This is a genomic window from Flavobacterium taihuense, assembly GCF_019351435.1.
GTDB lineage: Bacteria > Bacteroidota > Bacteroidia > Flavobacteriales > Flavobacteriaceae > Flavobacterium > Flavobacterium taihuense.
In genome coordinates, this window is record NZ_JAHWYN010000001.1 from 411,518 (window position 1) to 437,893 (window position 26,376).

The following is a 26,376-nucleotide window of genomic DNA, read 5'->3' on the forward strand; positions in this document are numbered from 1 at the left end:
CCTGCTGTACGCTGCAAGCTTTTTCATAAAACGCCCTTTTTCTAAGAATAAAAAGGAGCTTCCGCTGGTCGCTCTTTTCATTCAAGAAAAAAGGGCATTTTATTTCAAAAGGCTTTTCACTTCCATCAGGGCTAGGGCATAATTTTTAATAAAAAGCCTTTCGTTTATCCAAAAGATACCAATATCTTTTTTTAATCTGAAAATAATAATGATTCGATAAAATAACACCCAAAAAAATAGACTTTTAGTAAACGTTAGTCGTTCGATTGACGTTTTTCTGGTTTCTTAACCCCAAAAAAGACCTTCAAAAAGTCAAAAAGTAACCCCAAAAACAACACTCCAACACTTTTTTGAACCCTTTTTTTGCTTTTAACCACAAGCGAAATCGATGGAAATCACTTGTTATTTATTTTCTAAATAAATTAATGTTTTAGGGGGCTAAATCAGTCTTTTAAAGGGTGTAAATCCGTAAATTTGAGAGTAAAATTAACAACCGCATTTATATGGAAATAGTTGCAAAACCAAACAAATATGAACTGGGAGAAATGCTCCTGGAAATTGGATCCTTACTTATCGTTTCGGGAGCCAATACCGAACGTGTCAAAGTTACCATTAGCAGAATAGCTAGTGCATTTTGTTGCGATTCGGATTTAATGATTACCAACCATGCCCTGATGATTACATTAACGTATAAAGATCACATCAAAACTTTTACCAGTGTAAAATGGGTGCCCAACATGCACCTCAATTTTAATCTCATTTCAGACATCAGTACGATGAGTTGGAAAATTGTTGAAGAAAAATGGTCTGTGGAGCGCATTAATAAAGAAATGAAATTATTGGACCGAAAACCATTATATCCAAGATTTGCCGTTTTATTTTTGGTGGCCTTGGCAGGAGCCTCTTTTTGTAGATTATTTGGAGGTGGATTAATCGAAATGATTCTGTGTTTTTCAGGAAGTTTCGTGGGGCTGTTTGTGAGACAGGAAACCATGAAACTCAAATTCAATTTTTATTTGTGTATCTTTTTTGCAGCCTTAACCTCTTCCTTCTTGGTGGGGCTCTATTCGTTTTGGAACCCCGAAGGCGAATTTATACACGCATTATCCACTTCGGTATTGTTTTTAATTCCGGGAGTGCCTATGATCAATTCTTTTTCGGATTTGATTGACGGAAACATACTAAACGGAACCACCAGAGGCGTAAACGTTTTGGTTATCGCTTTTGCCATTGCATTGGGATTGATGGTTTCATTATTAATTTTTAATTTACACTAAAATGGATTTTGCATTATTAGAAAAAGGAATATGGTTGGGTTGTGCCGGTATTGGTTTTGCTGTGCTGTTCAATGTACCCCGCCGCACTTTAGGAATTATTTACATCATTGCCGCTTTGGGTGGATTGCTTAAATTTTATTTGATTTCACTTGAAAGCGGATTGGTTTTTGCGGCCCTTTGTGGTTCTAGTCTTATTGGTTTTTTGAGTGTATTGGCAGCACATTACCGCAAGGCCCCACCTATGACCTTTGCGCTGCCGGCATTAATACCTATGATTCCGGGATTTTTTGCCTACAAAGCGATGGTAGGAGTGATGAAATTGACCGCCGAACAAGATCCAGAGGTTTATACCAAACTCTTTTTTGAAACGGTAAAGAACGGTCTTTCGGCTTGTTTTATCATCTTGGCATTGGCGGCAGGGGTTGCCATCCCGTTGCTCATCACCCGTAAGGAAACCGTGAAGCGAATTAAAACCGATATTGTTTTAGAAAAACAACTCGAAAATTTAGAAGAAGAAAATTAAAATAAACCTTTTGTAAACCTCAAAACGCCAGTCGAAAGATTGGCGTTTTTTTTAAAATATTTTGAAACCTTTCCTTTTTCAATCAACATTTTTGTTGATAAAATAAGCCTTAGACGCAATGCATGGCGTTTCGAACATCAAATTTGGCGTCCTGAAACCCTAAGTTGACGTTCAGAACGCCAAAAATGGGGTTGTACAACGCCATCTATGAGGTCTCAAACGCCATGCATGGTCTCCTGAACCCCAACGATGGTCTCCATAACGCCAATGATGGGGTTATAGCGTAAAATTCTGAACTAAAGTGATTCAATTGTAAAATATCAAAACCTTGGAAAAAATATCGGTCGAGAGATTGGTGTTTTTTTTTGGTCTGAAAACACGTTGAAAACTAATCTTGAATGAGGACAATTGTAAGCAGGTCAATTGTCCTCACGAAACTATTTTTATAAACTATGAATATAAAAGAAAAATTCGGATTTAAAGTCAAAGAACTAAGAGAGCAGAAAGGATTCTCTATTGAATTTTTGGCAAATATTTCAAATGTAGACAGAACCTATATTTCTGATATTGAGAAAGGAAAAAGAAATGTCTCCATAGAAATTATGGAAAAAATAATCCTCGCATTGGATAATGATTTTGCGACTTTTTTTAACGAATTAAATTTTAAGAAATGAAAATGAAAGAGCAAATATCAATAGAAGAGTTTGATGGAAAAAAGTTTAAGATTCGAACTTTGGAAGAAGATGATAACAAAAAAGCTGTAGTGACCCATTATCTTCATAATTATCATAATGGTGTGAAAAAACACTATGAAAAAGAAGCTAAAATTTATTTAAATGAAATTGTTGAATACAAAAATCAAGAAGAAAATTTAAATATTGTTTCTGATGTAGCATTACAACAATTGTTATTTGAAGTAGAAAATGTTCCTTTTCCAACTCCAAAAAATTACACTTTCAAGTTTATCGATTTGTTTGCAGGAATTGGTGGATTTAGAATGGCAATGCAAAATCTAGGAGGAAAGTGTGTATTTACAAGCGAATGGGATGAAAATGCTAAAAAAACATACAGAGCAAATTTTGGAGAAACCCCTTTTGGAGATATAACAAAAGCAAGCACTAAAAATTATATACCAGATAATTTTGATGTTCTATGTGCAGGTTTTCCATGTCAAGCATTTTCTATTGCAGGGAAAAGAGGTGGTTTTGAAGATACAAGAGGAACTCTTTTTTTTGATGTAGCAGAAATTATAAAAACAAAGAAACCAAAAGCAATTTTCTTAGAAAATGTTAAAGGGTTAAGAAGCCATGATAAAGGAAAAACGTTAGAAACTATTTTAAACGTTTTGAGAAATGATTTGGGATATTTTGTTCCAGAACCACAAATAATTAATGCTAAAGAGTTTGGTGTACCACAAAATAGAGAACGAATTTATATTGTAGGCTTTAGAAAAGATTTAAACATAAATTCATTTGAATATCCTGAGCCTTTTGAGGAAAAAGTAGTTTTTAAAAACGTAAAGGAAAAGAAAGTTGTTCCTACTAAATACTATTTATCAACTCAGTATTTACAAACTCTGATTAATCATAAAGCGAGACATGCTGATAAAGGAAATGGATTTGGTTTCGCAATTATTAAAGATGATGAAATATCCAATTCAATTTTAGTGGGAGGAATGGGAAGAGAAAGAAATCTTGTAATAGATAAACGAATAACTGATTTTACTCCGACAACTCATATTAAGGGAGAAGTTAACCGTGAAGGAATCAGAAAAATGACACCTAGAGAATGGGCTAGATTACAAGGTTTTCCAGATAATTTTATTATCCCAGTTGCAGACGCTTCTGCTTATAAACAATTTGGCAATTCTGTTGCAGTTCCTGCCATACAGGCAACAGCTGAAAAAATTATTGAATTGATAAAAGCCAAATTATGATAACAGGAAATAAAGGAGAATGGAGTGAAATATATACTTTATTTAAACTTTTGGGGGATAAGATTCTTCAACCTGGAGATGAAAATATATTAAAAATAAAAAATGTTTTTTATCCTATTATTAAAATATTGCGTTCAGGAACAAATGGTGATTTTGAATATTCTATTCAGGATGACATTGTTTTAATTTCAGGTAATCGAGAAGTTTTAAGAATCCCTATTCAAGAGTTTAAGGACAAAGCTATTTCATTGTTGAATTTAATTAAATCTAACCGAGAAACTACTTTTTCTATACCAGAGATTGAACAGTTTATGCTTAGTATTAATTGTATTTCGTTAAAGGCAGATTCTAGTGCTAAAACTGACATTACAATTGTTGTTCACGATCAAAGGACAAATCAGCAACCAACTCTTGGGTTTAGCATAAAATCACAATTAGGAAATCCTTCAACCCTTCTTAATGCTGGGAAAACAACCAACTTTATTTTTAAAATTAATGGATTAAATCTCAATCAAGATGAAATAGATATCATTAATGCCATTGATACAAGAAGTAAAATAAAAGACCGAATTGAATTCGTAGTAAATAAAGGAGGGATCTTTCAATTTGTCGAAACAGAACAGAAAGTTTTTTCAAATAATCTGATTTTAATTGATAGTTTACTTCCAGAGATCTTAGCAAGCATAATTTACAATTTTTACACAAGTAATTCTTCAAAAATTATCGATTTAATTTCAAAAGTAGAAGAGGATAATCCTTTGAATTTTGACATCTCAAATAAGCATAAATTCTATGCATACAAAACTAAGCGACTTTTGACGGATATAGCTTTAGGAATGATGCCTTCGAAAGTTTGGTCTGGAGAGTATGATGCAACTGGAGGTTATTTAATAGTAAAGGAAGATGGCGAAGTTTTATGCTATCATATTTATAACAAAAACGAATTTGAAAACTATCTGATAAATAGCACAAAACTGGACACTGCAAGCTCTTCAAGGCATGGGTTTGGTGTGGTTTACAAAGAAAATGAAGAATTGTTTTTCAAACTGAATTTACAAATACGATTTATAAAATGAGTAAACTGAATCAACTAGGTATAACTGTAGGAGAAGAGGGGAAAGCCAATATTATATTTGATAGTCTATTTCCAAATTTTTTACATATTGAATACGACAAACCGTCCGAGTACATTTCGATTTATTGGGAAGCATATAAACAGCATCCTGAAGAAAACAAAAATCTTAATGGAAAGGTATTTGAATATATTCTAGCGACTTTATGTGTTCGTGAAAATATTTTACCATTATATTTAAATGCCAATGTTGCGTTCGTACCAAATGTAAAATATGATTTGATGTTTTATACGAAAGAGCGAGGTCCAATATGTATCTCAGCAAAGACCAGTTTGCGTGAAAGATATAAACAAGCAGATCTTGAAGCTATTGCTTTAAAATATGTTCATAGAAAAGCATTATGCTATTTAGTGACTCTTGATGTTAGTGAGGCAAAAAAAGTGAAAGAGAAAATTAAAAGTGGGGATGTTATTGGACTTGATAAAGCTGTGGTAGCCACCAGCGATGAATTCAATGATTTGATTAATGAATTAAAACAATATAAATTTTCCGATCCTCCAACAGTTAAAGTAATTGAGAGCAATCAAATTATAACAAGAGAGAAGGTTTTAGATCTTAACTAAGATAGATTTTGTTTGTTCTCGTAAAGTATTCCAAACAATCTCCCTAACTTTAATTAGCAATTTCTAAATTGTTATGCTATGGATCGTATCACTCCATCTCAACGTTCCAAAATCATGTCTGCCATTCGCTCCACCAATACCAAAGATGAGGTGCGCTTGGCCAAAGCTTTGTGGCATCTTGGTTACCGCTACCGCAAGAACAATCGAACTGTATTTGGCACACCGGATTTAACCTTCAAAAAACTCAAATTAGCCCTATTTGTCGATAGTGAATTCTTCCACGGCAAAGACTGGGAAACCCAAAAAGACAAAGTTAAAACCAATACAGAGTTTTGGAAAAAGAAAATAGAACGAAACATTCAAAGAGATGTTGAGGTAAACAATTATCTGGAAGCTCAAAACTGGAAAGTAATTCGATTTTGGAGTCATGAAATCGAAAAAAATCTAGAGAATTGTATTGCTGTAATCGAACACGAAATTGCTTTACTGGAAAGCAAAACGAATCACTAAAAACGGTTCACTAATCACTATCTTTTTCGTTTTCAGACACTTCTGTATTTAAATCAAAAAACGGCTATTTTCTTTCATAATGTTTTACTAAAAAGCCAAAAAGGAGCCGAAAATTTCCTAACTTTGAGATATAGCATTAAAAATTAATTAATAGTAAGAATATGAAAGTACAAATCAACACAGACAATAATGTAGAAGGTAGCGGAAGATTAGAATCTTATTTCTCTAGTGAAATCGAAAGAGTGTTATCTCGTTTTGATGATAAAGTGACTCGTATCGAAGTGCATTTTGGAGATGAAAATAGTGCTAAAACAGGTTTTGGAGACAAGCGCTGTCTTATCGAAGCCCGTCCAGCCAATATGCAACCTATCGCTGTTACGGAACATGCCGATTCTATCGAAAAAGCATTCAACGGTGCCTTAGACAAAATCAAGAAAGTACTCAGCACTACATTCGATAAACAAAAAGCGCACTAGCAAATTATCAAATTACCTATAAAATGAGGCTGTCTTTTTGGGATAGCCTCATTTGTTTTATATTGAGGGTTGTATATTCTAGATTCCTATAGGATCATGTCAGTTTACTTTTGCAATGGTAAATTGCCCACTGATATCACAGATTTAGCTGATTTCTCACGGAAATTTTTATATGGTCTTTTTGAATCGGGAATAAATAATCTGTATAAATCCGTTTGATCAGTAAAATACATAGGCTATTTCTTAATTCAGGGTTATTCCTCAAATAGCATCGTTGCCAACCGATCGTCTCTTTGGTACACATCGTCATAAAAATGAATAACACCCTCGTTATCCACCCAAGCCGTAAAATAACCGATGTAAACGGGGATTTTGTTCTTGAGCGTGTACCAGGATTCTTTCCCTTTATGCATGGCGGCATCAATCTTTTCGGGAGTCCAGTTTTTATCGTCTTTTAGGATTTCGTTTGCGAGTTCTACGGGTTTGGCCACTCGTATGCAACCGTGGCTAAAAGCTCTTTTCTCTTCGTTAAATAAATTTTTGGAAGGGGTATCGTGCAAGTAAATGGAATTGTTGTTGGGAAACAAAAATTTCACTAATCCCAATGAGTTTTTGGGGCCCGGTTTTTGTCTAATGCCCCCATTATACCATTCCATATTGTGTTGGGACAGATAGTTTGGGTTTTTGGCTATGCTAGGTTTAATCTCTTTGGCGATTATACTTTTGGGTACATTCCAATACGGACTAAAAACAATATAGCGCATATCGGCACTAAAAATCACGGTTTTGTTCATGTCTTTTCCTACGACTACGTTTGAGGTCAAAACCGGCTTTCCTTCCTTGAAATAAGTCAATTGATAAGATGGAATATTAACCACAATTAGTTCTTTGGCTTTAGCAACATCAACATCGATCCATCGGCAACGTTCCATATTGACGGTAATGGTTTTAATGCGGTCTTCAATTGGCACATTTAGCGAGGCAATGATTTTTTCGGTAATAATTGGGTTCTCGAGTAGGCCATTACGGTTTTGGTATTTTAAGATTCCTATAGCAAGAACATCATCGTATATAGCACTTTTGGAGTCGGCCGAAAGGTCTTCAAGAATAAATAACCGTTGTCTGATTTGTGCAATGGTCTGTGATGAATCACCAAGCTTCAAAGCGGTGGTGCTGGAATCTAATGCTATCGGATTCCAGGAATTGTCTTTTTGTGTTTTTCTGTATTTTTGAAGCACTTCTTTCAACCTATAATATTGTCCCAGCACTTCTTTCTCATTTTTATCAATCAGAGAAGGATTGGCAATTATGGAATCTAAATAGTTAACATAGGATTTCTTTTTTCGAGGCAAGTGCCAACCCAATTCGGCAGTTTTTTTGTCGTCTATCCCTTTTAAAACTTTATGGGTATAAAAAAAATAAAAAGACGTAAGCAACAATTCATCATTGATGGTAGCCTTTTGGTTTTCGGTTGCATTCTGAAAAAGAGAGTCCAGTTTTTCTTTGTATGGAATGACGGCTTTTATTCCTTCATCTTCCATATTGTTTAATTTATTATATAGTAAATGACTTACTTCCAACAGGCCTTTGGTATCGAACCAAATGTATTGATAATTGCGTTTTCGATAGCATTCGGTTGTCTCTTGTTGGTATTTTTGAAGTGCTGGATATTTTATAAAAAAAGAGTGCACTAAGGTACTGTCGAATGGTGTCAGACTTTTGACTTTAGTGGAAGCATTGATTGTAATGGGTAATTTTAAAGAAGCATTATCTTTTTTTTTGCAGGAAAGCATTGAAAGAGAGGAGCAAAAAATAAAGAGGGTAAGTAACACAATAGATTTTCTCATAGAGGGGATGAATTAGAGATTACTATTATAAATGTACAAAAAAAAGTGCCTTAAAGAAATGAACTTTAAGGCAACTTTTTGTGTTGATAATAGTGAATGTTTTCTCTAAAATTGGAAAGCAGCTCCTACTTGAAAAACTTGGCTTTTTCCTTGATCATTGTAGTTAGCATCTTTGAATACGCTATTAAAACTACTAATGAAACGACTATTTATGGATAATCCGAATGGCAGATTCAGCGATGCCCCAAATGCCCATGCCGGGTCAAAAGTTTCAAAATCAAAGTCAGGGTCAATAAGTGGATTATTTGGATCTGACTTATCATTTATTTTAAAGCCAAACTGTGGCCCTGTTTCAAAACTCAACAATTTAACCACATATACTTTTGCTAATACAGGTACAGTGATATAGTCAAGCTTGTAGTCTGCTATATCGTTACTGAAACCCTGACTGGAATATTGTATTTCAGGTTGAATAAAAAGCAGACTTTTTACTAAAGGGATTTCTTTGTAAATACCTGCGTAATAGCCAGTTTGATTTATTGAATTGGCATAATCACCACTAATAGTCGATAGATTTACCCCAGCTCTAATTCCCATCTTTTGTGCTGAAAGAGTATTGGATACTAATACCATAAACGCACTTAACAGTAAAATTTTTAATGATCGCATATTTTTTTGTTTTAGATTAAAAACCCCTAGAGGGCAAGTTGTTTCAAAAGTACTACAAAATTTAGAATTCCTATTGCTGTAGGTTGTAAAAAGCATTTAATATGGTGTTGAATTTTGTTTAAGAATGTCATGAACCTTTTGCTTAAAAACTGTAATAAACTGTTAAAACTTTTAAGCTATAACGACCATTTTTGTAATATATTATCTTAACTTTGATACAAGTCGGTTGTTTTATGGATTGTTCAATCAAACTTTAAAAAAACCAAATTAAGAAAGATTTGTTTTTTTTGCTTGTGCAATATTTTAAATAATTGGTATGAAGGAAGTTAAAGAAAAAAAAGAAAAATTTGTAAATAGCAACAGATTAAAAAAAATCGGAAAGAAGATAGGTTTCTTTTTTATAGGTTTTTTTGTGTTAATACTGGTTTTGTTTATTGGAGTACGGATTTATTTTACTCAAAACAAACAAACCATATTGACCGAAATCAATCAAAAAATAAATGATAATATTTCTGGGCATGCCAGTATTGGTGATGTGGGATATAAGTTTTTGATAGGTTTTCCCAATTTTACAGTGGTGTTGAATAAAGTGGAACTAAGAGACAGTCTGTATACCATTCACAAAAGAAGTGTATTGAAGGCAGAAGAAATTGAAGTACGATTGAACGTGCTGAGTTTATTACATAGAAAAGTGGATATTGAAAAAGTAGTTTTGATTGATACTAAAATTGATTTGTTTAAAGATAAAAACGGCGTTTCCAATTCGAATATTTTTAAACCAAAACCCAAAACAAATAAGCCAAAAAGCGCAACAGAGACCGAAATCAATGAACTTGATTTTAAGAATGTAGTTTTTATTTCCCAAAACCTTCAAAGAAATAAATTGTTTCATTTTGAAGTGGCTTCTTTAAAAAGCAAAATAAACTATACCGATGATGGCTTTCAAACTGATCTTTTTCTTGATGTTTTTGCCAAAAGTATGGCGTTTAATACCAAACATGGGAGTTTTATAAAAGACAAAAGAGTAAAAGGAAAACTAGCGGTTCATTTCTCTAAAGCAAAAAATAAAATTGACGTGGTTACCGAGGGGCTTGGGATTGGCGATGATGATTTTGATATCGTAGCAAGTTTTGGTTTGGAAAAACAGCATCCAATAATGAACATCAACATAAAGACCCATATTTTATGGTTAAACGCGGCTCATTTGTTAGATCCACATTTGTTTAAAATCCTAAATCATTTTAACATCACCAAACCACTTGATGCCCAATGCAGTATTATAGGGGATATGAATGCCGAAGGCGATCCCGAAATTATTGTAGATGCCCAAATAAAAGACAACGTATTAGTTTCACCGGACGGTACCGTTACCGACTGTAATTTTACAGGTAGATATATTAATAATTTTAAAAAGGGCTTAGGAAATAATGATATCAATTCTGCGGTTATTGTTAAAAATTTTAAAGGAATCTATGAAGGAATTCCAATAGCTATTCCAACAGCGGCGATTAATAATTTAGAAAAACCTATTGCAACTGGAGACATTCATTCAAAATTTGAAGTGAATAAATTGGGCAATGTTTTTGGGGATGATTTATTTAAATTCACTGGAGGAACCGCCAATGTGGATTTCAAATTCAATGTTGATATTGTTGCTTTACGTATTTCAAAACCTCATTTTACAGGGAAAGTGGATATAAAAAATGCAAATATGCTTTATGTTCCAAAAAACCTGACTTTTCAAACGAATATTCTTCTCGATTTTACGGATGAAGCCTTATTTTTGAGGAATATTAAATACCAAAGGGATAAAAATATTGCTTTTTTGGACGGGAGAATTGATAATTTTCTAAATCTGTATTACGATAATCCTGAAAAAATGGTTGCTGTGCTCAATATCAAAAGTCCATTTATGGATGTCAAGAAATTAATGGGGGTTTTGGCCAGTTCCCAAAAAAAGGTGGAAGTGAAAAAAGTAACAAAGCAAGCGGCTACTAAAAAAAGAATGGCTCTTGTTCAAAAATGCCAAGTGGTCTTGAATTTGAATTTAGACAAGATGGTGTATTCCAATTTGACAGCCAAAAATGCTAAAATAATTATTACGGCAAATAATCGTCACTTTTTTGTAAAACAAGGGGCAATAGAAACCTGTGGCGGAAAAATTACTTTCGATTCTCAATTGATTCCACAGCAAAATATTTTTGACGTAAAAACAAATGTAAATATCGCGACGGTTGATATTCCTCAATTTTTGACCTCTTTCAAGAATTTTGGCATCAAGTCCTTTCAGCCCCAAAATATAAAAGGGAATCTTTCTGCAAAGGCTGATTTGTCAATAAAAATGACCCAAGAAGGCGATTTGGTAGACGAGTCAGCAAAGGGAAGTTTGAGATTTGAAATCAAAAATGGATCATTAAACGATTTTAAGCCTATTCAAAAAGTAGGTAAATATGCTTTTCCTAATAGAGATTTCAAGCATGTTGTTTTTAACGATTTGTCTGGTAATGCAAATATTAACGGAAGTTTGGTTGATGTTGATTATTTCAAAATAAGTTCGAATGTAATAAATGTAGATATAGGAGGGGTTTATTCCTTTAAAAAAGGAACAAAATTAGGCTTGACTATACCACTTAGAAATCCTGAAGACGATTTGAAAATAAAGGATAAAAAAGAGAGAGAAGCCAAACGATACAAAGGAATAGTATTGCATTTGTTGGTAGTGGACGGAAAAGATGGAGAAATGAAAATAAAATTGGGAAGCCTTCCTAAAGAAAAATAAGAGTTTTATGAAAGTGTTTTTTTTAAGTTTAGCCGCGTTGGCATTGGTTAGTTTTGATTCTTTACAGTATAAAGGATCAGACGAGAAAGAACAGGTTAACAGAACGCTTGATGCCTGGCACAAAGCCGCAGGAGAAGCTAAATTCGATGTTTATTTTGGAATGATGACCGAAGATGCTATTTTCATTGGAACAGATCCAACGGAGAATTGGGATTTGAAAGCTTTTCAAGCCTTTGCAAAACCCTATTTTGACAGAGGAAAAGCTTGGAATTTTAAGGCAGTAGAGCGTCATGTTTATTTTGATAAATCAGGAAAATTGGCCTGGTTTGATGAGTTGCTAAATACACAAATGAAGATTTGTAGAGGTTCGGGAGTGTTAGTGAAAATAGGTAAAGATTGGAAAATTAAGCACTATGTTTTATCTATGACAATCCCAAATGATAATACAAACGAAGTGGTAAAAATTATTGCCCCAATTGAAGATGGATTGTTGCAAAAGATGCAATCTAAGTGATAATTTTTGATTTTTTCTATACTTACCCTTTCATTCTTATATAATTCCTTAATTTTGCCGAAATAGCAATTACATCGTGGGAAGCAAAAATAAATTAAAAAGATTCAAAGAAAACGAAACATTCAATAATGTTTTTCAACCAACAAGAGAAGAAGTAGTAGGGGATTTGTTTCCGCTAAGAGGGAAATGGAATTCGGAATTCTTTAAAAATGATAATCCATTAGTTCTCGAATTGGGTTGTGGCAAAGGAGAATATTCTGTTGGTTTGGCCGAGAGATATCCCAATAAAAACTTCGTAGGTATCGATATCAAAGGGGCACGTTTTTGGCGTGGTGCCAAAACTGCTGTTGAAACAGGTTTGCATAATGTGGCTTTTATTCGAACACAAATCGAATTGATCAATCATATTTTTGCCGAAAATGAGGTTGATGAAATTTGGATTACTTTCCCAGATCCTCAAATTAAATACAAAAGAACCAAACACAGAATGACCAATTCGGAATTTCTGCAATTGTATAAAAAAATCTTAAAAAAGGACGGTGTTGTCAATCTTAAAACTGACAGCGAATTTATGCATGGATACACTTTAGGATTGTTGCATGGTGAAGGACATGAGGTTTTGTATGCCAATCATAATGTGTATGTAAATGAAGGAAGTCCAGAGGAAGTAACTGCTTTTCAGACTTTTTACGAAAAACAATATTTGGAAATTAACAAAGCAATTACGTATATTCGTTTTAAAATTAAATAGTTTTCACTCGCAGTTTTCAGTTATCAATCTGAGACTGTAATCTGAGAATGCAAACAGAATATGACTCTACTTTTACCCTTTTTTCTTGGATTTATTGTTGCAGCTGTTGGTATTACACCTCCTGGTTTAATCAACATGACTGCCGCAAAAGTGAGCTTGAAAGATGGAAGAAATGAAGCGATTTCTTTTGCTATTGGTGCAACTATAATTGTTTTTTTTCAAACCTTTTTGGCATTGTTGTTCGCCAATTTTATCAACAGTCGCCCCGATATTATTAGTAGACTTCAAGAGATTGGGTTGTTTATATTTATAACGCTAACCATTTATTTTTTTTGGAAAGCCAAAAAGCCAAAACTGCCTAAGTCGGAAACCAAAGTCCGTAGTAAAACCAATCGTTTTTTTTTAGGAATGTTGCTTTCGGCTTTGAATTTGTTCCCCATTCCCTATTATGTTTTTGTATCCATTACACTTTCCTCCTATGGGTATTTTTATTTTTTGGAATCCTTTATTTATGCTTTTGTGGCTGGGGTTGTAGCAGGTTCTTTCTTGGTTTTTTATCTCTATATTGTGTATTTCAAAAAGAGAGAATCTAAGTCCTCTTTTTTGATCAATAATGGAAATTATATTATTGGTTCCATTACGGGATTAGTTTCAATAGTTACATTGTTCAAGCTCATAAAGGGATATTTTGGATAAAAAAAATGGAAACAAAAAGCGATAATTTTTTTGAAAGAGTTTATGCCATTGCCAGACAAATACCTTATGGAAAAGTCACTTCCTATGGTGCAATTGCTAAAGTTTTGGGATCTGCAGGTTCTGCCAGAATGGTTGGTTGGGCAATGAATGCAGCACACAATCTTGAAGATGTACCAGCACATCGAGTAGTGAATAGAAATGGATTGTTAACAGGAAAGCACCATTTTGACGGCACCAATCTCATGCAGCAATTACTGGAAAGTGAAGGAGTAGTAGTAGTGAATAATCAAATCATGAATTTTGAGTCTGTTTTTTGGGAACCTGAAATGGAAATTTAATTTGGCATTTTTTCTGCTTATAGATATTGTTTTTGAAAGGATTTTATAATTCCCAAAAAGACTGCAGCAATTATAGAAGTTATTATACAGTACTATCAATAAATCCAATCCAAATGCTTTACATTAAGAACTTAATCCGCTATCTTTGCAATCTAAAATTAGTTTAAATAAAAACAGTTTATTTTGAACTTTTATGATGAAATCGCCTAATTCAAAACAAGATCAAAAAAGGATAAGGCAGTACATGTTCCAAATAAAAAAATAGTAATTACTCATGAAATTAGATAGAAAAGATATCCTTAAAGCATTAGAAACAATAACTATTGCTGGTGAAGGTAAAAACATGGTAGAAAGTGGAGCCGTTGCAAACGTTGTTACTTTTGGAGATGAAGTTGTGGTAGACTTGGTATTGCACACACCGGCAATGCACATCAAAAAAAGAGCCGAGGACGATATCAAAAAAACAATTCACGAATTAGTTTCTGCTGACGCAAAAATTAAAGTAAACATAAAAGTAGAGGTTCCTGAAAAGAACGAAATTAAAGGGAAATCAATTCCGGGTATAAAAAATATAATTGCTGTAGCCTCTGGAAAAGGGGGTGTTGGGAAATCTACTGTTACTGCAAATTTGGCTGTTACATTGGCCAAAATGGGATTCGCAGTAGGTGTATTAGATGCAGATATTTATGGTCCATCTATGCCAATTATGTTTGATGTTGAAAATGAAAAACCAATTTCAGTAGAGGTTAATGGAAAATCAAAAATGAAGCCGGTAGAGAGTTATGAAATCAAAATACTTTCTATAGGGTTTTTTACTTCACCAAGCCAAGCCGTAATATGGAGAGGTCCAATGGCTTCTAAAGCATTGAATCAGATGATTTTTGATGCGGATTGGGGAGAATTAGATTTTATGTTAATTGATTTGCCACCTGGTACAGGAGATATTCATCTTTCGATTATGCAATCGTTACCAGTTACTGGTGCGGTAGTAGTTAGTACGCCACAAGCCGTTGCGTTGGCAGATGCCAAAAAAGGAGTTTCGATGTTTTTATCCGAAGCAATAAATGTACCGGTTTTGGGAATTATAGAAAATATGGCTTATTTTACACCTGAAGAGTTACCGTCTAATAAATATTATATCTTCGGAAAAGAGGGGGCGAAAGATCTTGCACAAGATTTAGGGGTCGCTTTTCTGGGAGAAGTCCCAATTGTGCAGTCCATCCGTGAGGCTGGAGATTACGGCCGTCCGGCAGCATTACAATCGGGTTCTGTTATTGAAGCTGTCTTTGACGAAATTACTCGTAATGTAGTAACTGAGGTGGTTAATAGAAATGAAAATTTAGAGCCTACCGAAGCAATCAAAATTACGACAATGGCTGGTTGTTCGGCGGTTAAGAAATAAGATTCTTGATCTTTACCTAAAAGATGAAATTTAAAAAGTTATGAAAACAGAAGAACTAACAAATAATGTTTTAAAAGCGCTAGACGAAATCAGGCCTTTCTTGAATTCAGACGGAGGTGATATTACACTCATATCTATTGACGAAGGAAAACATGTAAAAGTACGCCTCGAAGGAGCTTGTACCAGTTGTAGCGTAAATCAAATGACTTTGAGAGCAGGGGTAGAGACAACTATAAAAAAGTATGCTCCTCAGATAGAGACGGTTATTAATGTTTTGTAAAGACCTTGAGAATAAGAAGTTATTGTCCAGTAGATAGATAGTATTTGTAATGTTTTTTAGTAAATATATATCAAGTAAAACATGATAAAAGTCATGATCGCTCTTGTTAAAATCGATACTCGTACTTGTTAAATAGTAATTAAAAAGCATTTTTATAAAGATTATTATTTGTAAATTCTCAATAAAACCGCAGTTTTTTTCGTTATACGTAAAAAATGTTGTGAATAATTGAAGTTTATTTCCTTTGAAAATTCAAATAAAAATTTAAATTTGTGGCACTAACCTACAAACTTGAATTATGAAAAAGCGGTACTTATTAATTATTTTATTTTTATTTCTTTGTAAAAGTTACGGACAAGAGCCAATTCAAGAAGCATATGTTTCTAAAACCTATGTTAATGTTGACGATGAATGGAGTGAGGTCAATTTCAGTTCTATGGTCAATGTAGCATCAAACAGAAAAGGGCAATTAAAAATAACGAATGCTGAGTTTTTGTCACAACTTAGCGATGGTAAGGCGAATATGGTAGAAAAAAGCGCATACAATTCTGCCGAATTTACTGCACAGGTATTGACTAAAGAAAAAACAGAAAAAAATGGTTTATTAAATTTAACTTTTGAAGGTAATTTGGTGTTTAAAACCTTTGACAAGGCTTATACAGCAGCTTCAAGAATTATTTTTATAATAAATCAAGCGGATATTATTGGTCTGAAAATTTACAATAAGGATACTCGTAAAGAATATGCTTTTGATCTTCAGATAAAAGATTGAAATAGAAGTTAAGCGACTTCTATTTTTTAAAAATATAAATTACAGGAATGGATGTTTTAATAAAAATTAAAGATAGAGAAGGAGTTGTTCACGAATTGCAGGCGCCAACAGATATGGCGATGAACATAATGGAATTATGCAAAGCCTATGAGCTTCCTGTTGAAGGGACTTGTGGGGGTATGGCAATGTGTGCATCATGCCAATGTTATGTTCTTAATGATGTATCATTACCGGAAATGGGAGATGATGAAGAAGCAATGCTATCTGAAGCTTTTTATGTAAAATCAAACAGCCGGTTAGGTTGCCAAATTCCTATTACTGAAAAGCTTGAAGGTTTAGAATTGGAATTGGCTCCAGAAAATTAATTATTATTTCTGTAAAACAGCGGCAATTGCCTTCGGTAAAATACGGTTGACAAACAAGCCATATGCTTTGTCTGAAGGATGTAAGTTATCTGATGCAACTAGACTCGGGTCTAACAGGCCTTGTCTAGTGATATCGGTAATGTTTATAAACGATATATTGTTTTGCGTACAATAGTTTTGAGCAAAAATATTATATCGGTCGATTTCCGTTGTTATAGTTTTATTCCCATTTCCATAAGGTGTATAGGCATAGTCTGGGATGGAAATTACTATAACATTGGTTTTGTTTCCTTTGGCTAATAGAGTGGCTTTTCTTACTAGTTCGGGCAATTCTTTTTCATATATTGAAAAAGAATTGCCTTGATATTGATTATTAACACCAATAAGTAAGGTGACCAGATCGTAATCAGCACTCGGATTTTGATTGTTTATTGCCGAAATTAAGTTAGTGGTTGTCCACCCGGTTTTTGCAATTATATTTAAAAAAAAAGTATTTTGATTGTTTAGATCAAAAAGCTTGTTTTTCAATTGTTCAGGGAATTTGCAGGTTTCGCAAACATTTTGTCCTATGGTATAACTATCGCCAAGTGCCAAATATCGTATGGTACTTGTTTTGGTATCTAATGTTTGGACAGGTTCTTTTATAATTGAGGTGTATGTAGTTGCACCTCCGGTAGAATTGTTATCCGATTGGCAACCAGCAAACAAAAGGATTACTATAAAAACTAAAATCCATAGTTTTTGAATCATATTCGTAAATTAGAGTTAAACATTTTTATTAGCTAGTTTGCCCCGTTTTTCATTAAGCCATTTCAGGTTTTCGAACAATTTGTTCTTCGATTGCATCCCAAAGTCCTATTCTTTTTTCTAAAGCCAAAATTGAAATTTCTTCTACCTCCAACCATTTTTTCGGATCCTCACCGCAAAGCTCTGTTATCATCTTCATTGCCATTGGACCATGCTCATCAGCATCCAATTCGATATGTCTTTCAAAATAATAAAGTAATTTACTTAAATCGTTGTCTGGAAAATTTAACTGAAAATTTTTTAAAATCTCTGTAAACATACTCGGAATGAGATCCTCTCTACCAAACGTAAATGCTGCTGCAATTTCATGAGGTTTTCCTTCCTCGATAACTCTAAATGTAAAATCAAGGAATGCTTTGATGTTTGCATGCAAATTACTTTTTTTAATAGCAACAAATATGTTTTGTAGTGAGTTTACTTCTTCTAAAAACTCCTCAATAGAAGTAGTTTTGGCACCACAATCTTGCATGGCTTCAATGTACATTTCAAAATGACTCAAGCGGCAACCATCAATGCTTAAATCACTTTCTTCAGCCAATACAATTTCATTGATTAAATATCTGGTTTCGGGATGTGTTGTCGCAAACCAAGGAGTTGTCGTACATGTTAACTTGTTTTGCAACGCTTTTAATAAAGACATGAAATCCCAAACTGCATACACATGATTTTCTAAAAATTGATGTAAATCTTCAATCGTATTTATTTTAGCGTACAATGAATGGTTTAATAATTCCTGTTTTTGAGTTTGAATGCTTGAGTTGATTATTGAAATGTTCATTTGGGGGTATTTTTTATGTAAAAGTAAAAAAGCTTCTCGTTTCCAAGAAGCTTTGACTATCAATTTTATAAATACTTTAATAGTTGTTTAGTCCTATTTGAAAGCAGGAATTCCGGTTACATCCATTCCTGTGATTAGCAAGTGAATGTCATGCGTTCCTTCATAGGTAATAACTGATTCTAGGTTCATCATGTGACGCATGATTGAATATTCACCGGTAATACCCATTCCACCAAGCATTTGTCTGGCTTCACGCGCAATATGAATGGCCATGTCCACATTGTTTCTTTTGGCCATAGAGATTTGAGCTGTTGTAGCTCTTCCTTCGTTTCGTAAAACTCCAAGTCTCCATGTTAGTAATTGTGCTTTGGTGATTTCGGTAATCATTTCGGCTAATTTCTTTTGTTGTAATTGAGTGCCGGCAATAGGCTTGTCAAACTGAATTCTTTCTTTCGCATAACGCAAGGCAGTGTCATAGCAATCCATGGCGGCACCAATAGCACCCCAAGCAATTCCATAACGAGCTGAATCCAAGCACCCTAGTGGTGCCCCTAATCCCGATTTATTGGGTAATAAATTTTCTTTAGGCACTTTTACGTTATCAAAGATCAATTCTCCGGTAGAGGATGCACGAAGAGACCATTTATTGTGTGTTTCTGGAGTTGTAAAACCTTCCATACCACGTTCTACAATTAATCCATGTATTCTTCCTTCCTCATTTTTTGCCCAAACAATGGCTATGTCTGCAAATGGAGCATTAGAAATCCACATTTTAGCACCATTCAAAAGATAATGGTCGCCCATGTCTTTAAAGTTGGTAATCATACTTCCAGGATCTGAACCATAATTAGGTTCTGTCAATCCAAAACAACCCATGAATTCTCCAGTGGCTAATTTTGGCAAATATTTCATTCTTTGTTCTTCGTTACCGTATTTCCAGATTGGATACATCACCAAAGAGGATTGTACGGATGAAGTAGAACGAACGCCAGAATCACCACGTTCAATTTCCTGCATAATTAACCCATAAGAGATTTGGTCTAGTCCTGCACCACCATATTCGGCAGGGATATAAGGGCCAAAACCACCTATTTCTCCCAATCCTTTTATAATCTGTTTTGGAAATTCGGCCTTTTGAGCGTATTCTTCTATAATAGGGGTAACTTCGCGTTTTACCCAAGCACGGGCGGAGTCACGAACTAGTTTGTGTTCCTCACTTAATAAATCATCTAGATTATAATAATCTGGGGCTTGAAATAAATCTGGTCTCATGATATAGCTGTTTTATTGATACAAATCTACATAAAGAAATATAACAAAACTAATATAAATTGTTATAAAATATTAAAATAGTTTCATAGTAGGCTTCTTGATTATATCCTAAATATTTAATTACAAATTGATTGTTTACAACATGCAATTTTTACTTGTAATTTAGTCTTTCATTTCTCTAAATAATCATATATATTTGACGAGTTTTTCAGGTTTTTTTAAAACTATCTAATAAAAAGAAAAGCAATACATTTTTAGGAACTCAAAAATCAAAATAAAACTAAAAATTTTTGGTTTTTGAGAGATATAAGAAAAATTTTTGATAAGCATTTAGGTTTTAGCAATAAAGAGAATTAAATTAACCAATAACATTTATGAAAAAGCAAATAACATTTTTTTTATTACTATTAGTAGGAGTAATGGGGTACTCACAAGGAGCAACGGTAAATACACAAATACTGGATTGCAGTAAATTAAAAAATATAAAAGCGTATAATCCAGACTACCCTAAAAAGACTTTCGAGATAAAAGGAGCAACACAAGAAAGTTATGACAATGGAGTGCTTCAATTAGTTTGGAGTGTAAAGTGGGTAACAGATTGTCAATATGAAGTGACTTGTACTAAAAAAAATGTTGAGAATCAGATTGAGGTAGGCGACAGAATAGTCATGGATTTTGTGAGCATTGACGGGGATTGTTTTACACTTAAGCGAACATTTTTTTGTAAAAATTTCCCAGAAGGAGATGTGGATCCGGGAAGTACTTACTGTTTAGTAAAGTAGTAAAAAGGTGAATTAAACTCTACTCTTTTTTGACAAAAACAATAACCCTGATATATAGTGATTCTCAGAATTTATATATCAGGGTTATTGTTTTTATTATTGACTACCAGACCCACCACTCTACTTTAACGCCTAAATATTGCCCCCAGTCTTTGGTGCCGCTTTGCGCAAGATAGGGAGAATAGAGGTTGTTTACTGCGAATTTGTTGTAGTGTGCTGCACTATAAACCAACCTAAAATGAGGCCTGGCCCAGACATCCCGAGCAGAGGTTGGGACCAATGTAGGCGCAATAGTAAATTTGGTCATTTGTGCAAAATCCTGGGTGCCGTCTTTTCGCCAAGCTAGGTCAAATTCATGCAATAAATGCAACCAGTTTTTAATGTACCAAGTGCCTCTGGCTCCAAGTGCTATATCTTGTTTTCTATTGAATAATATTTGTTTTCCAAGGTAATCAGTCGTTGTGTTTAAGCTGTCGCTGGCTCCTCTGCTTTTCGTATAAATAGCATATCCATTCAGAGAATAATTTTTGTTTACGTTTAGTAAAAAAGTTTCGGTGAGCGCAACAGAATAGGCTTTTCTAAAACTATTTGTTTCTAGATTTGGCCCCCCATAGGTCATATATGTTCGACTGCTGCCTCCATCACCTCCATTAGCTATTCCAGCCCCATAACGTGCACTTACTGCATTAAACGAACCGGGGAGTTTGGATGAAATATTTTTGTAGTATTTTACACCTACAACATAGCCAAAGTCAGCTGGGTAATTGTATTTTGTGGTTGCATCTTGAGTGGTGCCAGATGGAAGACGTTGAAATTCTCCAAGTAATTTTACATAACCCTTGTTAGTCATTAGGGTATGTTCTAAAATAGAAACATATCTGTTGCGTAATCCTAACGTAGGAGTACCGTTTACAATATTAAGATAGAAATTGGGAGGTAATGTTGATGTAGTGTCAATTGACCCTGTGAAAATTACCGTAAATTGAGTGTTTTTGTGTTTGATTCCAATACCTTGCCCCGAATGATCGTCGAAATAATAATGATCAATAATGTGAATATCATCACCTCGATATAATCGTGCTCCCAGCCATACACTCCAATTACTGCCCATTATGTTGTTTGCCTCGGCAAATAATTCGGGTAAAGCGGTTGTAATTCCTCCGATTGATTTGTTGGATACATTGCCAATTAATTGTCCTTGAGTGGTATAGAATGAAAATCGCGCTTGGACATTGATTTTGGTTGTGTCTTTTCCTGCAACAGTTGGTTTAAAGTGCATGGCTGTAGCCAATTCAAAGTAATCGTTCTCTTCAAAACGCCCTCCAATGGATCCCATTCCATTTAAGTTGAGAGACTGCGGGAAATCACTATCTGTAGCTCCCAGGCTATAACCTATTCCTGCTCGGCCATAACTACCAAGTGAAAACATTTTGTTTGAGATTGCGGGAGCTTGAGAAAACAATTCTAGTGTTAATAAAAAAACGAATAGGAGTATTAAATGTTTTTTCATGTATTTTGCTTTTTAAGTTTCTTTCGAATTGCTATTTAAATAGCGCCATTGGTAATTTAAACCAATTTATATCGATTTTGATCTAGTAATTGTTTTTATGTCAGGCAAATGCATGTTGTTGAATTCTTATTTTTCTTCGAAGCAAATCAAATTTAAGTAATTTTTTGTAAATAAAATAAGATTTAAAGCAAAGAATTAACAAGGCACAGCTTTTTTTTTCATATAGAAAAGCTGATAAAATGGAATTAAATTATAAATAGTGAATGCAGCGTAGTTGATTTTTGAATCAATATTAATAAGGAAAGGTGAAAAGGCATTGTAGTGCTACATCTTCAAATAAAAATCCTTGGTCAGTGCGATATATTCAGGAGTATAAATATGTCTAGCTGTTTCGATAATTAAATCATTCGTTAAAATGGTGTCGCTTTCATTTCGGCTGAAAGCCAATAAACTGCGTTTGATTTCGGTGGTTGGTGTGCCTTTGACTCTCGTGATTTTTAAAGGATGTAACTCGTAATCTTTAGCAATAGCTATGAAATTTTCTTCTTCTTTATAAGGAATAATTACACTGAAGATTCCGTTTTCTGAAAGCAATAATGCTGCGGCTTCAATTAAATCTTCAAAAGGCAACGCATCAGCAAAACGAGCCAAATCACGTTGCTGGTTTTCGCTTTTGTAATCTTCGGTATAAAAGGGAGGGTTGGAAACGATTAGATCATATTCATCTTCGGGTTCTTCAACAAATTCATCTACTCCGGCATGAAAGCAGAATAAACGATCGCTCCAAGGAGAATTTTCAAAATTATCTACAGCTTGCTCGTAAGCGTCTTCATCAATTTCCAGTGCGTCAATTTGCTCTGCATGACTTCTCTGCGAAAGCATTAAAGCTATAATTCCAGTTCCGGTTCCTATATCGAGAATGCTATATGGATTTTTTTCTATCGGAGTCCAAGCACCCAATAAAACACCATCGGTACCAATTTTCATGGCGCAACGATTTTGGTCAACTGAAAATTGTTTGAATTGGAATGTAGACATAGTGACTTTCAATTTTTTAGATTAACCAAATAACCGATTAAAGTTCCTAAAGGTACATTTCGATTAACCCTTCTGGTAAATCCATGATAACTTTTTTGTTTTCCCTGTCAATTTTTACAAGAAAATGGTCAATCATAGGTATTAAAATTTCGGTATCACCATTCAGTACTTCGAAAAGTGGTTGAGCGGTAGTATCATTGATGGATTGAATTTCACCAACAAATCCAAGACGTTTGTCTTCTACTTTAAATCCAATAACTTCGTGAAAGTAGAATTTGTTACCTGAAAGTTTGGGTAACATTTTTAGAGGAAGATAAAGGTCATTGCCAAGTATGGCATCGGCTTCTTCTTCGGTAGTGACATCTTCAAAACGTATTCTGAGGAAATCATTTTTGTGCAATGAGCTATTTTCAATAAAAAAAGGAACCAAGTGTTTGTTGCATTCAACAAACACTGATTCCAAGTTTTCGTATAACTCAGGTTCGTCGGTGTCTAAATAGGCAAGGACTTCTCCTTTAAAACTAAATTTTTTGGCGATTTTACCCAAATAGAAACAATCTTCTTTACGCATTTTCGCCTTCTAAATTATGCTTCAGTTGTTTCGTTGTTTTCTTCGGCAGCAGGAGCTTCTTCAGTAGCAACTTCTTCTTCAACAGCAGGAGTTGCAGCAGCTATAGCATCAGCTTCAGCTTGTGCAGCAGCAGCTAAACGTTTTGCGTTTACTTCTTGTTCAGCTTTGAAAGCTTTTGCTTTATCAGCAGCTTGAGCTTTAGTCAAACCTTCTTTTTTAGCATCAACTTTTCCAGCTTTAGCTTCTAACCAAGCAGCTAATTTTGCGTCAGCTTGTTCTTGAGTCAAAGCACCTTTACGAATACCTCCATCTAGGTGGTGTTTCAATAAAGCTCCTTTGTAAGAAAGAATAGCTTTTGCAGTATCAGTAGGTTGAGCACCATTGTGCAACCATTTTACTGCGCTATCAAGGTTTAACTCAACAGTAGCAGGATTTGTGTTTGGATTGTAAGTACCAATTTTTTCTAGGTATTTACCATCTCTTTTTGAGCGTGCATCTGCAGCTACAACCCAGTAAAAAGGTTTTCCTTTTTTTCCGTGTCTTTGTAATCTAATTTTTACTGACATAATCGTATGATTAAATTTTGAGGTACTCGACCTCGATTAATTAAGGGTGCAAAGATACATCTTTTATCGAAACAATCTAAAAAGTTTATTATTTTAATGACTAATAGTTTATTAGCTTTTTTTTTAAGTTAAATTTAAATATTGATAAGAGGTAATTGAGTTTGAAAACCTTTATTTTTGTTCACTAAAAACAAGGTTATTTATAGTTTTTTAAGGCAACTTTTTTTTTGACTTTCGCAATGAATACCAAGAATTATTAATGTATAAAGACGCCTCTAAATCTTATTGCTAAAATACTTTTGTTTGTTTAATTAATTTTTTATTAGAATAATTTCGAATTTTTTTTGAATACCAAATCGACACTAATAGTATGATAGCGCCCAAAATACCAGATAATGAAACAATTAGAATTAAGGCATTAAAGTCATTTTCCATTCTTGATACTTTTTCTGAAAAAGAATTTGATGAGATAACTCTTTTGGCCTCCATCATTTGTGAAACCCCAATGTCTTTAATATCACTAATTGATGGGGATAGACAATGGTTTAAATCAAAAGTTGGCATAGATCTTGAAGAAACATCCCGAGAAATATCTTTTTGTGGACATGCTATTTTAAATGAAGGTCAATTGTTTACAGTTGAAAATTCTCGTCTCGACGAAAGATTTTATGATAATCCATTAGTGTTAGGACTTCCAAATGTGGTTTTTTATGCTGGAGCACCATTAGTGACTTCGGAGGGATTGTCTTTGGGGACTTTGTGTGTTTTGGATAATAAGCCAAAAATATTGACAGCTACGCAGCAAAAAGCAATGGAAGTGCTGTCCAATAAGATTATCAGTCTTTTTGAGCTCAAAAAAGCAAATTTGCTTTTAGAAAAAATAAATATAGAACTGGAAACACAGCGAGCCGAATTGGAAATGTTTGCTAATGTGGCTGCACATGATATGAGGTCTCCTCTTAAAAACATCACTGCCTTAACAGAGGTTTTGATGGATGATTACAATAGTCTACTAGATGATGACGGAAAAGAATTAGTGAAGATGCTGAATATGTCATCTATTACGCTTAAAGATTTAGTTGACGGAATTTTGCATCATAGCAAAACCGGTACAATTCTACAAAAGAAGGAAGATGTTTTTGATTTAAAATCTTTTATACAAGATACTATTCAGCTGATAGATGGAAGAGGGAATTATAGTTTTACAACATCGTTTGAAAATCAAACAATAGCGGTTAATAAAGTCGCTTTGCAGCAAATCTTTATAAACTTAATAAGTAATAGTGTAAAATATAATGACAAGGAGCAGGTTGAAATCGAGATAGGATTTACAGAGTCTGAATTCGAATATCAATTTTATGTTTCAGATAATGGAATGGGGATTGCCAAAGAGTATCAAGAGAGAATTTTTAAAATTTTTGAGATTTTAGGAGTTGAAGATCGATTTGGAAAGAAAGGAAATGGGATTGGGCTTTCTACAGTAAAAAAATTAATTGAAGGCCTTGGCGGCGCTATATCAGTTGATTCTGAAATTGATAAAGGAACAAAAGTTAGTTTTTCGGTGTTGAAATAGTGATTTGTTATAAAGTTAAAAAGCTTTAAATCACAAATTAAATCATAAATATGCTAATTTATAGTTGATTAGAATAAAAATAGAGTACATTTGCTCTAATTATTATAAATAAGTACTTATGAATATTTTTGTTGGAAGCCTTCCATTCAGTATTGAGGAAGCAGATTTAAGAGAGTCTTTCGAGGCTTACGGAGCAGTTGATTCAGTTAAAATTATCACAGATAAATTTACAGGAAGAAGTAAAGGATTTGGTTTTGTTGAAATGACAAATGATGATGAAGCTCAAAAAGCTATTGACGAATTGAACGGAGCTACTGTTCAAGGACGTGCAATCGTAGTAAACAAATCTGAACCAAAACCAGAAGGTGAAAGAAGAAGTTTTAACAATAACAGTCGTGGTGGAGATTCACGCGGTGGTTATGGTGGTGGAAACAGCCGTGGTGGAGACAACCGTGGAGGTGGAGACAGAGGAGGAAGATATTAATATTCTTTTCAATCATATAATAAAAAGGTGTCAATGTGACACTGTCCCATAAAGTGTGTAAGTTGAAAAGTCAAGGCTTCGGTTTTATAATCGGAGCCTTTTATCAAATATAAGGGTAAATTGGTTTAAAACAATTCCCCAATTTTGAATAGGCATCGTCCATT

29 protein-coding genes are annotated in these 26,376 nt (G+C 33.9%); 20 read left to right on the plus strand and 9 right to left on the minus strand.

Annotated features, from left to right (window positions below):
* Window positions 1-503 precede the first annotated feature (503 nt).
* The 8 genes from KZH69_RS01650 (at window position 504) to KZH69_RS01685 (ending at window position 6,418) form a co-directional block, all read left to right on the plus strand.
* A complete protein-coding gene (locus tag KZH69_RS01650; protein WP_219315717.1) occupies window positions 504-1,277 on the plus strand; it encodes a threonine/serine exporter family protein in 774 nt (257 codons plus the stop codon).
* 1 nt (window position 1,278) lies between these two features.
* Window positions 1,279-1,800, plus strand: coding sequence for a threonine/serine exporter family protein (locus tag KZH69_RS01655; protein WP_219315718.1), 522 nt, complete (start codon window positions 1,279-1,281; stop codon window positions 1,798-1,800).
* A gap of 452 nt (window positions 1,801-2,252) precedes the next feature.
* Window positions 2,253-2,474 (plus strand): helix-turn-helix domain-containing protein, encoded by a 222-nt coding sequence (locus KZH69_RS01660; protein WP_219315719.1) that lies wholly within the window; start codon window positions 2,253-2,255, stop codon window positions 2,472-2,474.
* A complete protein-coding gene (locus KZH69_RS01665) occupies window positions 2,471-3,736 on the plus strand; it encodes a DNA cytosine methyltransferase (RefSeq protein WP_219315720.1) in 1,266 nt (421 codons plus the stop codon). The genes KZH69_RS01660 and KZH69_RS01665 overlap by 4 nt, the downstream gene beginning before the upstream one ends.
* Window positions 3,733-4,812 (plus strand): HpaII family restriction endonuclease, encoded by a 1,080-nt coding sequence (locus KZH69_RS01670; protein ID WP_219315721.1) that lies wholly within the window; start codon window positions 3,733-3,735, stop codon window positions 4,810-4,812. The genes KZH69_RS01665 and KZH69_RS01670 overlap by 4 nt, the downstream gene beginning before the upstream one ends.
* Complete coding sequence (locus KZH69_RS01675; RefSeq protein ID WP_219315722.1) at window positions 4,809-5,432, plus strand: hypothetical protein; 624 nt, start codon at window positions 4,809-4,811, stop codon at window positions 5,430-5,432. Before KZH69_RS01670 ends, KZH69_RS01675 begins: the two co-directional genes overlap by 4 nt.
* A gap of 78 nt (window positions 5,433-5,510) precedes the next feature.
* The gene (locus KZH69_RS01680; protein ID WP_219315723.1) at window positions 5,511-5,942 is read left to right on the plus strand and encodes a very short patch repair endonuclease; all 432 of its coding nucleotides are present in this window, start codon (window positions 5,511-5,513) and stop codon (window positions 5,940-5,942) included.
* Between the two features lie 161 nt (window positions 5,943-6,103).
* Window positions 6,104-6,418: an HPF/RaiA family ribosome-associated protein gene (locus tag KZH69_RS01685; RefSeq protein ID WP_219315724.1), complete on the plus strand. Its 315-nt coding sequence runs from the start codon at window positions 6,104-6,106 to the stop codon at window positions 6,416-6,418.
* A 254-nt stretch (window positions 6,419-6,672) separates the two neighbouring features.
* Here KZH69_RS01685 and KZH69_RS01690 read toward each other — a convergent pair whose 3' ends face one another.
* The gene (locus KZH69_RS01690) at window positions 6,673-8,265 is read right to left on the minus strand and encodes a L,D-transpeptidase family protein (protein ID WP_219315725.1); all 1,593 of its coding nucleotides are present in this window, start codon (window positions 8,263-8,265) and stop codon (window positions 6,673-6,675) included.
* A 105-nt stretch (window positions 8,266-8,370) separates the two neighbouring features.
* The gene (locus tag KZH69_RS01695; protein ID WP_219315726.1) at window positions 8,371-8,934 is read right to left on the minus strand and encodes a porin family protein; all 564 of its coding nucleotides are present in this window, start codon (window positions 8,932-8,934) and stop codon (window positions 8,371-8,373) included.
* A 316-nt stretch (window positions 8,935-9,250) separates the two neighbouring features.
* Between KZH69_RS01695 and KZH69_RS01700 the strand changes: the two genes are divergently transcribed.
* The 9 genes from KZH69_RS01700 to KZH69_RS01740 all read left to right on the plus strand — a co-directional run bounded on the left by KZH69_RS01700 (window position 9,251) and on the right by KZH69_RS01740 (window position 16,831).
* Window positions 9,251-11,713: an AsmA family protein gene (locus KZH69_RS01700; RefSeq protein WP_219315727.1), complete on the plus strand. Its 2,463-nt coding sequence runs from the start codon at window positions 9,251-9,253 to the stop codon at window positions 11,711-11,713.
* A 7-nt stretch (window positions 11,714-11,720) separates the two neighbouring features.
* Window positions 11,721-12,227, plus strand: a complete 507-nt coding sequence (locus tag KZH69_RS01705) for a nuclear transport factor 2 family protein (protein ID WP_219315728.1) — start codon at window positions 11,721-11,723, stop codon at window positions 12,225-12,227.
* Between the two features lie 76 nt (window positions 12,228-12,303).
* Entirely contained in the window at window positions 12,304-12,978 is a 675-nt protein-coding gene (gene trmB, locus KZH69_RS01710) for a tRNA (guanosine(46)-N7)-methyltransferase TrmB (RefSeq protein ID WP_219315729.1), read from the plus strand.
* Window positions 12,979-13,038: 60 nt separating this feature from the next.
* Window positions 13,039-13,674 (plus strand): LysE family transporter, encoded by a 636-nt coding sequence (locus KZH69_RS01715; protein ID WP_219315730.1) that lies wholly within the window; start codon window positions 13,039-13,041, stop codon window positions 13,672-13,674.
* 5 nt (window positions 13,675-13,679) lie between these two features.
* On the plus strand, window positions 13,680-14,012 hold the full coding sequence (locus KZH69_RS01720; protein WP_219315731.1) for an MGMT family protein: 333 nt from the start codon (window positions 13,680-13,682) through the stop codon (window positions 14,010-14,012).
* A 274-nt stretch (window positions 14,013-14,286) separates the two neighbouring features.
* On the plus strand, window positions 14,287-15,414 hold the full coding sequence (locus KZH69_RS01725) for an Mrp/NBP35 family ATP-binding protein (protein ID WP_219315732.1): 1,128 nt from the start codon (window positions 14,287-14,289) through the stop codon (window positions 15,412-15,414).
* Between the two features lie 40 nt (window positions 15,415-15,454).
* Window positions 15,455-15,694, plus strand: a complete 240-nt coding sequence (locus KZH69_RS01730; protein ID WP_219315733.1) for a NifU family protein — start codon at window positions 15,455-15,457, stop codon at window positions 15,692-15,694.
* A 298-nt stretch (window positions 15,695-15,992) separates the two neighbouring features.
* Entirely contained in the window at window positions 15,993-16,466 is a 474-nt protein-coding gene (locus tag KZH69_RS01735) for a hypothetical protein (RefSeq protein ID WP_219315734.1), read from the plus strand.
* Between the two features lie 47 nt (window positions 16,467-16,513).
* The gene (locus KZH69_RS01740) at window positions 16,514-16,831 is read left to right on the plus strand and encodes a 2Fe-2S iron-sulfur cluster-binding family protein (protein WP_219315735.1); all 318 of its coding nucleotides are present in this window, start codon (window positions 16,514-16,516) and stop codon (window positions 16,829-16,831) included.
* 3 nt (window positions 16,832-16,834) lie between these two features.
* Here KZH69_RS01740 and KZH69_RS01745 read toward each other — a convergent pair whose 3' ends face one another.
* The 3 genes from KZH69_RS01745 to KZH69_RS01755 all read right to left on the minus strand — a co-directional run bounded on the left by KZH69_RS01745 (window position 16,835) and on the right by KZH69_RS01755 (window position 19,688).
* The gene (locus KZH69_RS01745; protein WP_219315736.1) at window positions 16,835-17,581 is read right to left on the minus strand and encodes an SGNH/GDSL hydrolase family protein; all 747 of its coding nucleotides are present in this window, start codon (window positions 17,579-17,581) and stop codon (window positions 16,835-16,837) included.
* 52 nt (window positions 17,582-17,633) lie between these two features.
* Window positions 17,634-18,416 (minus strand): DUF3050 domain-containing protein, encoded by a 783-nt coding sequence (locus KZH69_RS01750; RefSeq protein ID WP_219315737.1) that lies wholly within the window; start codon window positions 18,414-18,416, stop codon window positions 17,634-17,636.
* 93 nt (window positions 18,417-18,509) lie between these two features.
* The gene (locus KZH69_RS01755) at window positions 18,510-19,688 is read right to left on the minus strand and encodes an acyl-CoA dehydrogenase family protein (protein ID WP_219315738.1); all 1,179 of its coding nucleotides are present in this window, start codon (window positions 19,686-19,688) and stop codon (window positions 18,510-18,512) included.
* 374 nt (window positions 19,689-20,062) lie between these two features.
* Between KZH69_RS01755 and KZH69_RS01760 the strand changes: the two genes are divergently transcribed.
* Complete coding sequence (locus KZH69_RS01760) at window positions 20,063-20,470, plus strand: hypothetical protein (RefSeq protein ID WP_219315739.1); 408 nt, start codon at window positions 20,063-20,065, stop codon at window positions 20,468-20,470.
* Window positions 20,471-20,573: 103 nt separating this feature from the next.
* Here KZH69_RS01760 and KZH69_RS01765 read toward each other — a convergent pair whose 3' ends face one another.
* The 4 genes from KZH69_RS01765 to KZH69_RS01780 all read right to left on the minus strand — a co-directional run bounded on the left by KZH69_RS01765 (window position 20,574) and on the right by KZH69_RS01780 (window position 24,155).
* Complete coding sequence (locus tag KZH69_RS01765; RefSeq protein WP_219315740.1) at window positions 20,574-21,980, minus strand: carbohydrate porin; 1,407 nt, start codon at window positions 21,978-21,980, stop codon at window positions 20,574-20,576.
* Window positions 21,981-22,304: 324 nt separating this feature from the next.
* Window positions 22,305-22,967 carry a tRNA1(Val) (adenine(37)-N6)-methyltransferase gene (locus KZH69_RS01770; protein WP_255557617.1) on the minus strand — a complete coding sequence of 221 codons (663 nt, stop codon included), beginning with the start codon at window positions 22,965-22,967 and terminating at the stop codon, window positions 22,305-22,307.
* Window positions 22,968-23,064: 97 nt separating this feature from the next.
* The gene (gene rimM / locus KZH69_RS01775; RefSeq protein ID WP_219315742.1) at window positions 23,065-23,589 is read right to left on the minus strand and encodes a ribosome maturation factor RimM; all 525 of its coding nucleotides are present in this window, start codon (window positions 23,587-23,589) and stop codon (window positions 23,065-23,067) included.
* Between the two features lie 14 nt (window positions 23,590-23,603).
* Window positions 23,604-24,155 (minus strand): 30S ribosomal protein S16, encoded by a 552-nt coding sequence (locus tag KZH69_RS01780; protein WP_219315743.1) that lies wholly within the window; start codon window positions 24,153-24,155, stop codon window positions 23,604-23,606.
* A 370-nt stretch (window positions 24,156-24,525) separates the two neighbouring features.
* Between KZH69_RS01780 and KZH69_RS01785 the strand changes: the two genes are divergently transcribed.
* Window positions 24,526-25,728 carry a sensor histidine kinase gene (locus tag KZH69_RS01785; RefSeq protein ID WP_219315744.1) on the plus strand — a complete coding sequence of 401 codons (1,203 nt, stop codon included), beginning with the start codon at window positions 24,526-24,528 and terminating at the stop codon, window positions 25,726-25,728.
* Window positions 25,729-25,846: 118 nt separating this feature from the next.
* On the plus strand, window positions 25,847-26,212 hold the full coding sequence (rbp, locus tag KZH69_RS01790) for an RNA-binding regulator (RefSeq protein WP_116759447.1): 366 nt from the start codon (window positions 25,847-25,849) through the stop codon (window positions 26,210-26,212).
* The last annotated feature ends 164 nt before the right edge of the window (window positions 26,213-26,376 follow it).